Source organism: Streptomyces sp. NPDC058872 (genome assembly GCF_042743065.1).
GTDB lineage: Bacteria > Actinomycetota > Actinomycetes > Streptomycetales > Streptomycetaceae > Streptomyces.
Genome location: NZ_JBHYMK010000015.1, coordinates 34,004 through 48,993, shown reverse-complemented (window position 1 = coordinate 48,993; position 14,990 = coordinate 34,004). Strand labels below are relative to the sequence as shown.

The window sequence follows — 14,990 nt, the reverse complement described above, 5'->3', positions numbered from 1 at the left end:
TCCGCCCGCCGCTTCCTGTGCCGCCGCCGAAACCGCCGACGATTCGCCGGCGACTCGCCGGTGACTCGCCGGTAACTCGCCGACTGCGGAACGGCCGCTTCCACGAAGGGTGCGACCAGGACGCCCCCTGCCGGTGCACGGCTCTCCCCCTCCGCCCGGCACGGACGATCGGGCACGGGAACGATGACGGGTCCCGGGGCTGAAGATCCGTCGGGAGCGCCCCGACACGGTGGGCTGTCGGTGGGACTTGGTAGAACTCTTTCCGTCAGCCGCCCCTCGTCGTCCGTCGTCTGGAGCACCGTCATGATCCTCGTCAACCACCTGCAGGAATTCCACGGACTGCCGGTGTTCGACTTCCCCGGTGCGGAGGCCCGGGTCGAGTTGCCCGATGCGGAGGCGGTCGCCTGGCGGATCTCCGCCCCGACGTACTCCGATCCCGGGGACGAGCAGTGGGGGGCGCAGTTCGAGCGGTTCCTGAAGGAGGTCGACGCGGACCGGGTGCGGGCCCTCGTCATCGGCGGCTGGGACGAGGCGTACGAGAACTCGTCAGCCGACATCGTCACCGCCCTGGTCGGTGCCAACACCCGGCTGACGGGGCTGGTGGCGGTCTTCGTCGGAGACATGGTCTCCGAGGACTGCGAGATCTCGTGGATCATCCAGTCCGATGTGACGCCGCTGCTCGCCGCTTACCCGGACCTCGAAGAGCTCGGGGTGCGCGGCGGCTCCGAACTGGCCTTCCCGCCGGTCCGTCACACCTCCCTGAAGGCCCTGGTCGTGGAGACCGGAGGCCTGGGGGCCGAGGTGGTGCGGGGCGTCGCGGGCAGTGACCTGCCCTCTCTGGAAAGGCTGGAACTCTGGCTCGGCACCGACGAGTACGGCGGTGACAGCACCCCCGAGGACCTGGGGTCACTGCTCGCCGGCACGGCCTTCCCCTCCCTCCGCCGCCTGGGTCTGCGCAACAGCGTGGTCCAGGACGCGATCGCCGCCGCGGTGGCGGGCGCCCCGGTCGTGGCCCGGATCGAAGAGCTCGACCTCTCCCTGGGCGTGCTCACCGACAAGGGCGCGGCGGCACTGCTCGACGGACAGCCGCTGACCCACCTCACCCGCCTCGACCTCTCCCACCACTACCTGTCGGAACCGATGCAGGAGCGGCTCACGGCCGCACTCGCCCCGCACGGCGTGGCGCTGGTCCTCGACGACCCCCAGCAAGCGGAGGACGACGGCGACGGGGACGTCTGGCGCTACGTCGCGGTCGCCGAATGACCTCCGGGCCGCGCCCCGTGGTCGTCGGCGATCCGGCCGGCCGCCGCGTCGCCCTCTTCCAGGACGCACTGCACGCCGCCGGGCTGCCGGGGGCGCGGGTGGTGTCCTGGTCCGAAGTGCTGCGGGGCCGGGCGGAGTTCACGACGGGCGAGACCGTCCGCCTGGACTCGCCCGGCGGGGACGCTGCCGCGGACCGGCTGCTGCGCGACGTCGACGATCCGGCCCGGGTCGAGGGCACCGGCCCGTGGTACGGACGGTTCGTCGCCGCCGTGGCGGACCTCGCCCGCGGTGCGGAGACGGCGGGGGCCGTCCTCGTGGACGACCCGTCCGAGCTCGCGGCCCTCTTCGACAAGCGACTGGGCCACGGCCTGCTGAGCGCGGCGGGAGTGCCCGTGCCCCCGTCACCGACCTCGGGGCCGCGGGCTCCGGAGGTACGGGGCTGGGCGGACGTCAGGGCGCTGACCGCCGAGCCCGGTCTGCGCCGGGTGTTCGTGAAGCTCGCGCACGGTTCCTCGGCCTCGGGCGTGCTCGCGGTGGAGACGAACGGTGCGGGGCGCTTCCAGGCCACCACGTCGGTGGAACGCGCCCCCGACGGCCGGCTCTTCAACTCCCTGCGGGTGCGGCGCTACACCGACGAGCGGGAGGTGGCCGCCATCGTGGACGCCCTCGCACCGGACGGGCTGCACGTCGAGCGGTGGCTGCCGAAGGCCACCCAGGGCGGCCGGGCCGCCGATCTCCGGGTGGTGGTGATCGACGGTCGGGCCACCCATGCCGTGGTGCGGACCAGCCGTTCCCCGATGACCAACCTGCACCTGGGAGGTGCCCGGGGGGACCTGGGTGCCGCCCGGGCGGCGATCGAAGCGGCGGGCGGCCGGTGGACGGAGGCGCTCGGCGTGTGCGAGCGGGCCGCGGCCGTCTTCCCCGGCACCCGCTGCGTGGGCATCGACCTGCTGCCCCTGCGCGGCTGGCGCCGCTTCTCCGTGGGCGAGGTGAACGCCTTCGGTGATCTGCTGCCCGGTCTCACGGGTCTGCCCGGCAGCGGCGCCGAGGGAATGGACACCTATGCGGCGCAGGTCGCGGCGGTCTTCACGAGCTCCCGCGACGGCGTCCACCCCCTCCACGGCTCCACCGCCCCGTCCTGCACCGACGCGCCCCTCGCCCCCCGCACCACAGGAACGAGCACCACGTGAACCAGCCCGACATGAACGCGATCGTCGGCAGCCACGACCTGCTCCTGGTCACCCTCGACACCCTGCGCTACGACGTGGCCGCAGAGCTGGCGTCGGCGGGCCGCCTACCGAACCTGGCACGCCACCTGCCCGGTGGCGCCTGGGAGCGGAGGCACGCCCCCGGGAGCTTCACCTACGCCTCCCACCAAGCGATCTTCGCCGGCTTCCTGCCGACTCCCGCGACGCAGGGACCCCATCCCCGGCTGTTCGCGGCCCGCTTCGCGGGAAGCGAGTCGACCGCCGAGGGCACCTGGGTGCACGACACCCCCGACTTCGTGTCCGCGCTGGCGGCCGAGGGGTACCGCACGGTCTGCATCGGCGGCGTCGGCTTCTTCAACAAACGGCCTCCCCTGGGCTCGGTGCTCCCCGGCCTGTTCCAGGAGAGCCACTGGGACCCCTCCTTCGGCGTCACCTCCCCGACGTCCTTCGAGTCCCAGGTCACACGCGCCGAAGAGGTCGTCGTCGGACTCCCCCGCGAGGAACGGCTCTTCCTCTTCCTGAACGCGTCGGCGCTGCACCAGCCCAACTGGTTCCACCTGCCGGGGGCGAGCCCCGGGGCGGGGGACTCCCGGGCGAGCCACGCCGCCGCGCTGGAGTACGTCGACCTCCACATGGGACGGCTCTTCACCGCGATGAGCAGCCGCCGCCCCTGCTTCGCCATCGTCTGTTCCGACCACGGGACCGCGTACGGGGAGGACGGGTTCACCGGCCACCGGCTCGGCCACGAGAGCGTGTGGACCGTCCCCTACGCCCAGTTCGTCCTGCCGGGACCCGACGAGGAGGTCGCCGCATGAGCGTCCCGTCCGCTTCCCCCCGTCCCCGGCCCTACCAGAGCTACGTCTACGCCTATCCGCACAAGACGGCGTACCGCATGCTCCCGGAGCGCCCGGAGCTGTCCGCGCTCTGGGCCGACGAGCCGAAGGAGGCCCTCTCGCTGTACGCGCACGTACCGTTCTGCGAGGTCCGCTGCGGATTCTGCAACCTCTTCACCCGGGTCGGCGCCCCGGAGGGGCTGACCGGTCGCTACCTCGACGCCCTCGACCGGCAGGCCCTCGCCGTCCGCGAGGCCCTCGGGGACGCGGCGCCGGTGCGCTTCGCCACGGCTGCGTTCGGCGGCGGCACGCCCACCTTCCTGACCGCCGACGAACTGACCCGGCTGTGCGACATCGCCGAGAAGCGCATGGGGGCGGACCTGCGGGCGGTGCCGCTGTCGGTGGAGACCTCGCCGGCGACCGCCACTGCCGACCGGCTCGCGGTCCTCGCCGAGCGGGGTGCGACCCGGCTCAGCATCGGGGTGCAGAGCTTCGTCGAGGCGGAGGCCCGGGCGGCCGTCCGGCCGCAGCGCCGGGCAGACGTCGAGGCGGCGCTCGGTCGGATCCGGGACACCGGGGTGCCCGTCCTGAACATCGACCTGATCTACGGCATCGACGGACAGACGGAGCGGTCCTGGCGGGTTTCGCTGGACGCCGCCCTCGCCTGGCGGCCCGAGGAGCTCTACCTCTATCCGCTGTACGTGCGCCCGCTCACCGGGCTCGGCCGGCTCCAGGACCCGGAAGCCGCCGACCGGGAATGGGACGAGCAGCGCTTGCGCCTCTACCGCTCCGGCCGGGACCACCTCCTCTCGCAGGGCTACGAGCAGGTGTCGATGCGGATGTTCCGCCGCGCGGACGCCGCCCCCGCCGGCCCGGAGGACCACGCCTGTCAGACGGACGGCATGATCGGCCTGGGCTGTGGGGCCCGCTCGTACACCTCCGCCCTGCACTACTCCTTCGACTACGCCGTCGACCTGCGGGAGGTCCGCTCGATCATCGACGCCTACACGGAGACGGAGGACTTCTCCCGGGCCGAGGTGGGCCGGGCGGTGGACGGGCGGGAGGCGCGCCGCCGCCATCTGCTGCAGTCGCTGCTCCAGGCCGAGGGCATGCCGCTCGCCGGGTACGAGGAACGGTTCGGATCCTCGCCGTTCGCGGACTTCGGCCCCGAGCTCTCCTCCTTCGAGGAGCACGGCTGGCTGGACGCGGACGCCCCGAGGGGCGTGCTGCGGCTTTCGCCGGAGGGGCTCGCCCACTCCGACGGTCTCGGTCCCCGGCTCTTCTCCCCCGCCGTGCGCGCCGCGATGGCCGCGTACGAGGCGAAGTAGCGGGGCCGACATGGACCTGAGCCGACGCCCGGACACGGGCCTCCCGCCGACCGCCCGCCCGCTTCCGGCCCCGGGCCCGCCCTCGGGCACGGACCTGACGCTGCTCTACCGGGGACCGCTCTCCTCCTGCGACTTCGACTGCCCGTACTGCCCCTTCGCGAAGCGGCGGGACAGCCGCGAGCAGCTGCGTGCGGACCGGGCGGCGCTCGAACGGTTCACCGACTGGGTCGCCGCCCAGACCGGTGACCGGCTGCGCGTCCTCTTCACCCCGTGGGGCGAGGGCCTGGTGCGCTCCTGGTACCGGCGGGCACTGGTCGAACTGTCCCGGCTTCCGCACGTGGAGCGGGTGGCGATCCAGACCAATCTCAGCTGCAGGACGGAGTGGCTGGCGGAGGCCGACCCGGAGGGGGTGGCGCTCTGGTGCACCTACCACCCGGGGCAGACACCGTACGAACGCTTCCTCACCCGGTGCCGGGAGCTCGCCGAACGGGGCATCCGGTTCAGCGTCGGCGTGGTCGGCCTGCCCGAGCACCGGGAGGACGCCGTCCGGCTGCGGGCGGCGCTGCCCCCGCACGTGTACCTCTGGGTGAACGCGGCCGAGGGGCGCACCTACACCGACGCGGAGGCCGATGCCTGGACGGAGCTCGACCCCCTGTTCCCGTACAGCCGGCATCCGCACCGCTCGGCGGGGCTGCCCTGCCGGACCGGGGAGTCCGTGGTCTCGGTGGACGGCGAGGGGACGGTGCGGCGCTGCCACTTCGTCCGGGCCGAGCTGGGGAACCTGTACGACGGCTCGTACCGCGCCGCCCTGCGTCCCCGGGTCTGTCCCCTCGCCGTCTGCGACTGTCACATCGGCTACGTCCACCTGGAGACGCTGCCGCTGTACGACGTGTTCGCCGGCGGGGTCCTGGAGCGGATCCCCGCGGCACCGCCGACTACAGCGGCATGAGGTCGGGGCGCTTGGCCTCGACGTGGTCTCCGGAGCTCTCGCCGCGCAGCCGGCGTCCGATCCAGGGCACGAGGTACTCCTTGGCCCAGTGGATGTCGTCGCGTCGGACTTCGAGGGTGCCGCGCGGCGGGACCGGGGGCCACGGCTGGTCCGGGTCCGCGGGCACCGGCATGCCGAGGACCTGCGCGGCGCGCAGGGCGACCCGGGTGTGTCCCTCGGGGGAGAGGTGCAGCCGGTCCTCGTCCCAGGCGCGCCGGTCCTGGACGGACTTCAGCGACCACAGGTCGAGGACCGGGCAGCCGTAGCGGTCGGCGATGGCCCGGACGTGCCCGTTGTAGGTGGCGATCTTGCCCCGGAGGTGCTTGAGGAGCGTGACCTCGCGGGTGTCGAAGCCGGTCGTCACCATGACGGTTCCGACGGCGGAGGTCAGCTCGACGACGGCGCGTTCGAAGCGTTCGGCCACGTCGTCCGGGTCCGTTCCGGGGCGGATGATGTCATTGCCGCCGGCGCAGAAGGTCACCAGGTCGGGGGCGAGTTCCTTCGCCCGGGGGACCTGTTCCGCCACGATCTGGTCGAGGAGGCGTCCGCGTACGGCCAGGTTGGCGTAGCGGAAGGCGTCGTGCTCCGGCAGCTGGTCGGCGAGCAGGACCGCGAAGCGGTCCGCCCAGCCGACGTAGGCCCCGTCGGGGCCGGGGTCTCCGACGCCCTCGGTGAAGCTGTCACCGATCGCCGCGTACGACCCGAATGCGCTGTTTTCTCTTGATCTCGAATCGTCTGCCACGGGACCACATCCTTCCCCTTCGGGTGTGACCTACGCGACCGTAAGGAGGGCTTGACGGCGGGTGACATACGCCACCGATAAAGATTCCACCAAGCCGGAATACGCCGGAGGCCCGGCACGTGCGTGCCGGGCCTCCGGGAGTTACGGGGCGTCAGATGCTCACGCCGTGCTGGCGCAGGGTCGCCAGCGGGTCGATGTCGGAGCCGTACCCCGGTCCGGTGCGCATTTCGAAGTGCAGGTGCGGGCCGGTGACGTTGCCGGTCGCGCCGGAGAGGCCGATCTGCTGGCCGCCGCTGACGGTCTGGCCGGCGGAGACGGAGATCGAGGAGAGGTGGGCGTACTGCGAGAAGGTGCCGTCGGCGTGCTGGATGACGACCTGGTTGCCGTACGCTCCCCCGTTGCCCGCGGAGTAGACGGTGCCGGGGCCGACCGCCACGACGGTGGTTCCGGTGGAGGCCATGAAGTCGACACCGGTGTGGTAGCCGGAGGACCACATGGAGCCCGAGGCACGGTACGGGGTGGAGACGCCGCCGCTGACGGGGGCGAACCAGCCGGAGGAGGAGGTCGTGCCGGCCGACGAGGACGACGCGGCGGAAGAGGAGGAGGTCGCGGCGGCCGGAGCCGAGGCCCGCTCGCTGCTGCGGGAAGCCCGGGGGGCGTCGCCGTTCTTTCCGGAGCTCCGCTTGCTGCTGGCGGAGTCCTTCGCGGTGGCGGCCTTCGGAGCCGCGGCCTTCGGAGCGGCGGCCTTCGCCGTGCTCTTCGCGCCGAGGGTCAGCTTCATTCCGGGCAGGATCAGCGAGGGGTTCTCGCCGACGACCTGGCGGTTGTCCTCGTAGAGCTTCTGCCAGCCGCCCACCAGGTGGTGCTCGGCGGCGATCTTCGACAGGTAGTCGCCCCGGACCACGGAGTAGGTCTTCGGCGCGGCCTTCGCGGCGACCGGGGCGGCCTCCACGACGGCGGCCTTCGCCGGAGCGGCGACGGGCAGGGCCGGAGCGGCGACCGGGGCGGCGTGGGCGCTGGTGGCTCCGAGGAGCGGGAGGGCGACGACGGCGCCTCCGGTGCCGGCTGCCAGGAACCCGCGGGTGATCGGGTTGACCTTGGGACGGCGGTGCTTACCCTTCGCGGGCATGGCGAATTCCTCTCCGTCGCCTACGAGGTGAGCTGTCGGGTTCGGACTGGAGATGTCCGGCCGCGTTCTCACGCGGCTTCACCCCGAGCCGTCCTTTTCGAGGGATCGGCGTACTACCTGGGTCCCCCGCTCCTGCCTCGTACGGGTGAGTGCGGATTCCGGGCGGTGGCAGGATTCGGCGGTCCGTCCGGAGTGAGCGCGACGCTAGACGAGTGGGGCCGGAGCGAACAAGCCGCACTTTTCAGGAACTCCGCAATCCTTTGCCTTTGGGGCGAAATTCCGGTCACCCTCCGTGGATGACGGTCCGTCGATCTCCTTTTTCCCCAGGGAATTTGGAGAAGACGATCAGGCACGTTCCGTCACGGTTATGACGCTGCTCACGCATCGAACCCCATCTCCCCCTCAACTAGGGCGTGTTACCCCTATCGCCCAAATACGGACAGATCGCCCATTACCTCCTGAGGGGGGTGCGCACACGGCACCCGGCCGAGATGATTGCCCCAAGAACAGATCTCCAGAACAGGAGCACCCGCCCGTGACGCAGCAGCTGCCGCAGACCCCACCCGCCGAAGCCACCGAGCCCGAACTGACGGAGGTCCGCAACTTCCGGGACGTGGGCGGCCTGCCGACGACGGACGGGCGCGCCGTTCACCCCGGGCGCCTCTTCCGCAGCGGCCACCTCGCCCATGCGACGGAGCGCGACGCCGCCTTCCTCGCCTCCCTGGGCCTCCACACCGTCTTCGACTTCCGCAACGAGGCCGACCGGAAGGTCGAGGGCGCGGACGTCGAGCTGCCCGGCGTGCGGAACGTGAACATCCCCCTCAATGACCCGGCCGACGGCAAGGAGTTCTGGAAGCTGGTCCGGGACGGAGAGGTCGCCCAGCTGCGAGAGGTCCTCGGCGACGGCAAGGCAGCCGCCCGCATGTCCGATTCCTACCGGAAGATGGTGGTCGAGCGCACTGCGGAGCACAGCCGGATCCTGCACTCCATGGCGGAGGAGAGCGTCCCGGCCCTCATGCACTGCGCGGCCGGCAAGGACCGGGCGGGACTCGCCGTGGCGATCACCCTGCTGGCCGTCGGCGTGGAGCGGGACGCGATCGAGGCCGACTACGTGAAGTCGAACGACCCGCACCGCCGCTACAAGATACGCCGCAGCTCCACCGCCCCGGACGGGATGTCCCCCGAGGTGATGGAGCTGCTGAGCCCGCTCTTCGACGCGCGGGTGGAGTATCTGCGGGCCGCCCTGGAAACGATCGGGACGACCTGGGGCTCGGTGGACGCCTACCTCGCGGAAGGACTCAAGCTGGCCCCGGAGACCCGCGAACGCCTGCGGGCGCGGCTGCTCACCGGCGCCTGAGCCCGGCGGGCGGAACTACTGGTTCTGCCCGCCCATCAGGAAGAGCAGGTAGAGGAAGCCGGCGAAGAGGTGGCCGGCGATCAGATAGGCGAAGAGGCGGAGCACGAGCCCCTTGGGGAACCGGCCCTCACCACGCTCTTCACCGGTGACCGGTGCGGATTTCTCGGACATGTCAACCCTTCCTTCGAGAATCTCAACGAGTCGCCCGTGATCAGCTCCGGTGCGGGGTCCCGCCTCCGAGGCACAGCTCGGCGGCGGGGCTCTGCATCAGGGTGTGGACGAAGAGCAGCTCGGCCCCGCCGGGGGTGGCGGCACCGATCCGGTGCGGGGTCAGCGAGTCGAAGTGCGCGCTGTCCCCGGGATCGAGGACGTGGACGACCTCGCCGAGCGCGAGCCGCACCCGGCCTTCCAGGACGTGGATCCATTCCTCGCCCGGATGGACCCGCACGATGTCGGCCCGGGTGGCGTACGGCACGTGGACCCGCAGGCACTGCAGGGCCCGGCCGGCCCCACCCGCCTGGCGGTAGACCCAGCCATCGGCCTCGACCGGCTCGGAACGGCCCGCCCGGACCACCGGATCGCGCTCGGGGGGAGCCTCGCCGAGGAGCTCGGAGACCGTCGTACCGTAGATGCGGGCGAGGGCGAGCAGCATCGGGAGCGAGGGCTGCCGGTTTCCGGTCTCCAACCGTGAGAGGTGGGCCGGCGAGAGACCGGCCCGTTGGGCGGCGGCCTCCAGGGTGAGCCCCCGACGACGGCGCAGGGCCCGCAGCTGCGGAGCGACGTCCGGCAGGGCGTCCGGGGTGACGGGGACCGGGGGCGGCGCCCCGGGGACGTGGTCCATGCGTCCATTCCGCCAGGACCGTGCCTCTGAGGCAAATTTCTTGCCTCAGAGGCAAAAGACACTCGTCGTACGCACGGCTCAGCGCTGTGCGACCGCCTGCTTGACCAGTGTCTTCCCGAAGTCCCAGAGCAGCCCGCCACCTCCGTGGGCATCATCCATGACCGCGGTGAAGGCGGTGACGAACCGGTCGACGTCCGCCTCGTCGATGATCAACGGCGGAATCAGTTTGATCACCTCCAGATGGTCCCCGGAGACCTGGGTGAGGATGTGGTGCCGTTGGAGGAGCGGGACGACGACCATCTGGGCGAAGAGGCCCTTGCGGGCCGCCTGGAGCATCGTCCAGCGGCTGCGCAGCCCCAGCGAGGACGGCCGACCGAACTCGATCCCGATCATCAGACCGCGTCCGCGGACCTCGTGCAGGAGCTCGTACCGGGGCACGAGCTCCTGCAGGCGCCCGGCGAGCAGCCCACCGGTCCGGCGGACGCGGGCGACGACGTCCTGGTCCTCCATGACCGAGAGCACGGCGAGCCCGGCCGCCATGGCCTGGGCATTGGCGCCGAAGCTCGCCGAGTGGACCAGGACCCGGTCCATCGAGGAGTAGACCTTCTTGAAGATCCAGTCCTTGCCGAGGGTGACCCCGACCGGCACGTAGCCGCCGGAGAGCGCCTTGGCCACGCAGACCAGATCCGGTTCGACGCCCTCTTCGTGCTGGTAGGCGTAGAAGTCGCCGGTGCGGCCCAGGCCCGTCTGCACCTCGTCCGCGATGAGCAGCGCACCGTGCCGGTGGAGCAGCTCCTGGGCCGCCCGCAAGAAGCCGGGCGGCGCCTCGTGGACCCCCTTTCCCTGGATGGGTTCGACGACGAAGGCGGCCACGTCGCCCGCGCGCAGTTCCCGCTCCAGGGCGTCGAGGTCGCCGAGGGCGATCGGGGTGTCCGGCAGGAGCGGACCGAAGCCGTCCCGGAAGCTCCGCTCCCCGTTGACGGAGAGGGAGCCGGTGGTGAGTCCGTGGAAGGCGTGCGAGCAGTAGAGGACCCTGGGACGCCCGGTGGCGCACCGGGCGAACTTGAGGGCGGTCTCCACGGCCTCCGTGCCGCTGTTCCCGAAGAAGACCCGGTCGAGGTGCGGGCTGTGGGCGAGCAGGCGCTCGGCGAGCAGTCCGGGCAGCGGTGGGCAGTCGAAGCGGGTGAGGTCGGCCAGCTGGGCGTCCAGGACGTCGTGCAGGGCCCTGCGGACGACGGGGTGGTGTCGCCCCAGGCCCATCACGCCGAAGCCGGCGAGCATGTCGAGGTGGTCGACGCCGTCGGCGTCCCAGAAGTGGGCCCCCTCGGCCCGCTCGTAGACCTTGTCGAAGCCGATGGTGTGCAGCATGCGCGGCAGCTGGTGGTTCAGGTGCTTGGCGTGCAGTTCGTACCGCTCACCGCCGCGCTCGGCGAGCAGCGCCCGCAGGTCGAACTCACCGCTCATGCCGGCCGCCTCACGCCTCGTTCCCGGAAACGGTCTCGCGGACCGCGCGCAGGGACTCCTTGAGGGAGCCCATGGTCGCGAGGACGGCGGTGGGCTCGTAGCCGCAGTGCGCCATGCAATTGGCGCAGCGCGGGTCCCTGCCGCGGCCGTACTTGTCCCAGTCGGTCTCCTCGACCAGCTCGCGGTACGTGGGGACGTATCCGTCGCTCATCAGGTAGCAGGGGCGCTGCCAACCGAAGAGGGAGTAGTTGGGAATGGCCCAGGCCGTGCAGGGGAAGTCCGCCTTCCCTTCCAGGAAGTCCAGGAAGAGCGGTGAGTGGTTCAGCCGCCAGCGCCGCCGGTTCCCACCGGCGAAGGCCTTCTTGAAGAGTTCGCGGGTCTGCTCGACGCCGAGGAAGTGCTCCTGGTCGGGGGCCTTCTCGTAGGCGTAGGCCGGCGAGATCATCATCTCGTCGACCTGGAGGTCGTCATTGAGGAAGTTGAGCACCTCGATGACGGTCTGCGGGGTGTCGGTGTTGAAGAAGGTCGAGTTGGTGGTGACCCGGAAGCCCCGTCGCTTGGCTTCCTTGATGGCGGCCACCGCCTCGTCGAACACCCCCTCCTTGGCGACGGACTCGTCGTGCCGCTCGCGCAGTCCGTCGATGTGCACGGCGAAGGCGAAGTACGGGGAGGGGGTGAACTTCTCCAGCTTCTTGCGCAGCAGCATCGCGTTGGTGCAGAGGAAGACGTACTTCCTGCGGGCCACGAGTTGGCGCACGATCTCGTCGATCTGCGGGTGCATCAGGGGCTCCCCGCCCGCGATGGACACCATGGGGGCGCCGGACTCCAGGACCGCGCCGACCGCCTGGGCGACCGGCATGCGCTGCTTGAGGACGCCGGCCGGATGTTGGATCTTGCCACAGCCCTCGCACTTGAGGTTGCAGGCGTAGAGCGGCTCCAGCTCGACGATCAGCGGGAACTTGTCCCGCTTGCGGAGCTTCTGTTCGAAGAGGTAGGTCCCGACCCGGATGGACTGACGGAGCGGCATGGCCATAACTCGCTCACCTCCTGGGGAGCAGCAAAGAACGGTGCCATTCGAAGAATGCGGGAAGGACGGCACGGAGGACGCGGAAGGCTGATATTCCCCCGCGTACCGTGCCGATCCGGACCAGTTCATGTTCCGGAGCGTCCACGACCACTCGGACGGCCGCAACCGGGCGGGCATCCGGCCCCTCGCCGAACGCCCCTGCGGTTCGTGCGGTGCGGAGGGTGGCGGCGGACTCCATGTCGACGGCGATCGCCCCGTCGGCCCGCAGCGCGGCCCGCTCCGGGCCGCGCACCACGTGGTCGGAGCCGATCAGCGGCCCGGTGTGCACGGACCGCCCGGGCACTGCCCTGACCAGTGCCTTCACCAGTACATCGGTTCCGGTGCAGAGCGTGGTGCCCTCGGGGCCACGGGTCTCGTCGGCGACGATCAGGTCCCCCGGGTGCATGCCCGGGGCGAGGCCCGCACAGAATCCGGAGGCGATCACTGCGGCGTCCCGACGGGACTCCTCGCCGAGTGCCCGGGAGACGGCACGACGGGCGCGGTCCGGTCCCATGCCGGTGCGCAGCACGGTGACCGGGCCCGGCGCGTCGCCCCGGTCCCCGCGGCGCAGGGCGAACTGCTCGATGCCGAGCGCGCAGGCGATCAGCAGCGGTGGGGAGGCGCCCGGGCCGGGCTCGTGCCCCATCAGCCCTCCTTGTGCGGCGAGGGATCCCCGTACGCATAGCGTCCGAGCGCCGTGAGCGGGAACACCTGCCGGTAGAGGTGGTAGTTGATGGAGAAGTCCCAGGGGAAGCCGGTGCCGGTGAAGTGGGGCTCGTCCCAGGACCCGTCCTCCTGCTGGGTCCCCGCCAGCCAGGCGATACCGCGCCGGACGGGCTCGGAGTCGCGTTCACCGGCGGCGAGCAGGGCGATCAGGGCCCATGCCGTCTGCGAGGCGGTGGAGGTGCCCTGTCCGACGCACCGCTCCTCGCGGTACGAGCGGAGGTCCTCGCCCCAACCGCCGTCGTCGTTCTGCACGGAGCCGAGCCAGTCGACGGCCCGGCGGATCGCGGGGTGCGAACCGGGCAGTCCGGCTGCGGCGAGCGCCGGCAGCACCGAGCCCGTGCCGTAGACGTGGTTGACTCCCCAGCGGCCGAACCAGGCGCCGTTGGGCTCCTGTTCGGCGAGCAGCCACTCGATGCCGCGGCGGGTGCGGGGGTGTTGGGCGAGCCCTTCGTACGCGAGCATCTCCACCACGTGGGCGGTGACGTCGGCGGAGGGCGGGTCGATCACCTCGCCGAAATCGCAGAAGGGCAGTTTGTTGGGGAAGACGCTGGTGTTGTCGGCGTCGAAGGCGCCCCAGGCCCCGTTCTTCGACTGCATGCCGAGCGTCCAGCGGGTGCCCCGGGCGATGGCCGCCTCCACCCGGGCGGGGTCGGGGTGCCGCACCCGGCGCAGGGCGAGCAACACCTCGGCGGTGTCGTCGATGTCGGGGTAGTTGTCGTTGTGGAACTCGAAGGCCCAGCCACCCGGCGGGAGTCCGGGGCGACGCACCGCCCAGTCCCCGGTCCGGGTGATCTCCTCGTCGAGCATCCAGTCCACGGCCTTCACCAGCGCCGGGTGATCCGGGCGGAGCCCTCCGTCGGCGAGCGCGATGGTGGCGAGGCAGGTGTCCCAGACGGGCGACTGGCAGGCCTCGATCATGCGCGAGCCGTCCTCGCGCCAGACGGCGAACCGGTCGAGCGAGGCGAGCCCGGCCCGCATGACCGGGTGCTGGAGGTCATAGCCGAGGAGGTGCAGGGCGATGACCGAGTAGACCGCGGGCGGCTGGATGCCGCCCCAGCACCCGTCGTTCTCCTGGCGTTCGACGATCCACCGGGCGGCGACGTTCATCGCGGTGCTGCGCACTCCGCGCGGGGCGAAGCGGTGGTAGACGTGCAGCGCCTTGTCGAGCCGTTGGAAGATGCCGTCCCAACCGGTGGCGGGGGCGAGCGGTCGGGGCGGACGGGGCCGGGCCGGGTCGGTGTGCAGTTCGTCCAGCGGAAACGGTGCCGGGCGCACCGGGCGCTTCGCGGAGACCACGGTGAGCGGCACGATCGTCTGTCGGGCCCAGCAGCCGAAGTCGTAGATGTTGAGCGGGAACCACTTCGGCAGGAAGAGCAGCTCCGGCGGCAGCTCCGGCAGGTCTTCCCAGGACCACCATCCGAAGAGGGCCAGCCAGATCCGGGTGAAGACCCGGGCGGAGGCGATGCCGCCGTGGGCGCGGACCCAGGCGGAGGCACGGGCCATGTGCGGAGCCTCGGGCGGATCTCCGGCGAGTCGCAGGGCCACGTAGGCCTCGACGGTGGCGGAGAGCTCGCCGGGCCCGTCGTAGAAGGTGGCCCATGCGCCGTCCTCGCGCTGTTCGCGGCGGATGTGGAGGGCGGCGGCCCGGGTGGTGCGGGCGTCGAGGATGCCCAGGAACTGGCGGAGGAGGAGGTCCTCGGCGTCCATGGTGACGTTGGTCTCCAGGTCGCCCTTCCACCAGCCCGCCGCGTCCTGTCGGGCGAGCAGGTGCTCGACGGCGCGTTCGGCGGCCTTCACGGCGCTCTCGTCGAGTCCGTCCGGCGCGGCGGTGCCGTGCGTCTTGCTGGCCGCGGCTGCCCGGGGGCCCACGGCCCCGGCGCTTCCGTCGGTCGTCGCTGTCATGGCTTCCCCTTCGTGCAGTCGGTTCCTTCTGCTCCTGCGGGTCTGCCGTCGGGCGGGGGCGGGGGGGCCCCGCCCGCGCCGGGCAAAAGAAAAAAGGGTGTTTGTGTTGATATATTAAGCCCGCCCCCCGAAAAAGCCGCGGC

The 14,990-nt window shown here is 71.6% G+C and carries 14 protein-coding genes and 1 riboswitch; of the genes, 6 read left to right on the top strand and 8 right to left on the bottom strand.

Annotated elements, in window-relative coordinates; translation table 11 throughout:
• Positions 1–303 precede the first annotated feature (303 nt).
• The 5 genes from ACFW22_RS12200 to ACFW22_RS12180 are packed head-to-tail and all read left to right on the top strand — an operon-like array spanning position 304 to position 5,581.
• Positions 304–1,263: an STM4015 family protein gene (locus ACFW22_RS12200; protein WP_386402001.1), complete on the top strand. Its 960-nt coding sequence runs from the start codon at positions 304–306 to the stop codon at positions 1,261–1,263.
• Positions 1,260–2,453, top strand: coding sequence for an STM4014 family protein (locus ACFW22_RS12195; RefSeq protein ID WP_386401999.1), 1,194 nt, complete (start codon positions 1,260–1,262; stop codon positions 2,451–2,453). Before ACFW22_RS12200 ends, ACFW22_RS12195 begins: the two co-directional genes overlap by 4 nt.
• A gap of 11 nt (positions 2,454–2,464) precedes the next feature.
• On the top strand, positions 2,465–3,286 hold the full coding sequence (locus ACFW22_RS12190; RefSeq protein ID WP_386402203.1) for an STM4013/SEN3800 family hydrolase: 822 nt from the start codon (positions 2,465–2,467) through the stop codon (positions 3,284–3,286).
• Positions 3,283–4,632 carry an STM4012 family radical SAM protein gene (locus ACFW22_RS12185; RefSeq protein ID WP_386401997.1) on the top strand — a complete coding sequence of 450 codons (1,350 nt, stop codon included), beginning with the start codon at positions 3,283–3,285 and terminating at the stop codon, positions 4,630–4,632. The genes ACFW22_RS12190 and ACFW22_RS12185 overlap by 4 nt, the downstream gene beginning before the upstream one ends.
• A 10-nt stretch (positions 4,633–4,642) precedes the next feature.
• Complete coding sequence (locus tag ACFW22_RS12180) at positions 4,643–5,581, top strand: STM4011 family radical SAM protein (protein WP_386401995.1); 939 nt, start codon at positions 4,643–4,645, stop codon at positions 5,579–5,581.
• Here the strand turns inward: ACFW22_RS12180 and ACFW22_RS12175 are convergent.
• A complete protein-coding gene (locus tag ACFW22_RS12175; RefSeq protein WP_386401993.1) occupies positions 5,568–6,362 on the bottom strand; it encodes an SGNH/GDSL hydrolase family protein in 795 nt (264 codons plus the stop codon). The two genes, ACFW22_RS12180 and ACFW22_RS12175, sit on opposite strands and share 14 nt — an antisense overlap.
• A gap of 151 nt (positions 6,363–6,513) precedes the next feature.
• On the bottom strand, positions 6,514–7,491 hold the full coding sequence (locus ACFW22_RS12170) for a peptidoglycan DD-metalloendopeptidase family protein (RefSeq protein WP_386401991.1): 978 nt from the start codon (positions 7,489–7,491) through the stop codon (positions 6,514–6,516).
• Between the two features lie 4 nt (positions 7,492–7,495).
• A riboswitch (cyclic di-AMP (ydaO/yuaA leader) is annotated at positions 7,496–7,666 on the bottom strand.
• 360 nt (positions 7,667–8,026) lie between these two features.
• Here ACFW22_RS12170 and ACFW22_RS12165 point away from each other — a divergent pair.
• A complete protein-coding gene (locus ACFW22_RS12165) occupies positions 8,027–8,848 on the top strand; it encodes a tyrosine-protein phosphatase (RefSeq protein ID WP_386401989.1) in 822 nt (273 codons plus the stop codon).
• 15 nt (positions 8,849–8,863) lie between these two features.
• On the opposite strand, the gene ACFW22_RS12160 is transcribed toward ACFW22_RS12165, so the two are convergent.
• From ACFW22_RS12160 to shc, 6 genes are all read right to left on the bottom strand, one after another.
• Positions 8,864–9,019 (bottom strand): DUF6126 family protein, encoded by a 156-nt coding sequence (locus tag ACFW22_RS12160; RefSeq protein ID WP_386401987.1) that lies wholly within the window; start codon positions 9,017–9,019, stop codon positions 8,864–8,866.
• Positions 9,020–9,059: 40 nt separating this feature from the next.
• Positions 9,060–9,689 carry a helix-turn-helix domain-containing protein gene (locus ACFW22_RS12155; RefSeq protein ID WP_386401985.1) on the bottom strand — a complete coding sequence of 210 codons (630 nt, stop codon included), beginning with the start codon at positions 9,687–9,689 and terminating at the stop codon, positions 9,060–9,062.
• Positions 9,690–9,767: 78 nt separating this feature from the next.
• Positions 9,768–11,153, bottom strand: a complete 1,386-nt coding sequence (locus tag ACFW22_RS12150) for an aspartate aminotransferase family protein (RefSeq protein WP_386401983.1) — start codon at positions 11,151–11,153, stop codon at positions 9,768–9,770.
• A 10-nt stretch (positions 11,154–11,163) separates the two neighbouring features.
• Entirely contained in the window at positions 11,164–12,186 is a 1,023-nt protein-coding gene (gene hpnH / locus ACFW22_RS12145) for an adenosyl-hopene transferase HpnH (protein WP_384883312.1), read from the bottom strand.
• A 7-nt stretch (positions 12,187–12,193) separates the two neighbouring features.
• Complete coding sequence (locus ACFW22_RS12140) at positions 12,194–12,865, bottom strand: 1-hydroxy-2-methyl-2-butenyl 4-diphosphate reductase (protein WP_386401980.1); 672 nt, start codon at positions 12,863–12,865, stop codon at positions 12,194–12,196.
• Positions 12,865–14,847, bottom strand: coding sequence for a squalene--hopene cyclase (gene shc / locus ACFW22_RS12135; protein WP_386401978.1), 1,983 nt, complete (start codon positions 14,845–14,847; stop codon positions 12,865–12,867). Before shc ends, ACFW22_RS12140 begins: the two co-directional genes overlap by 1 nt.
• Positions 14,848–14,990: the final 143 nt, after the last annotated feature.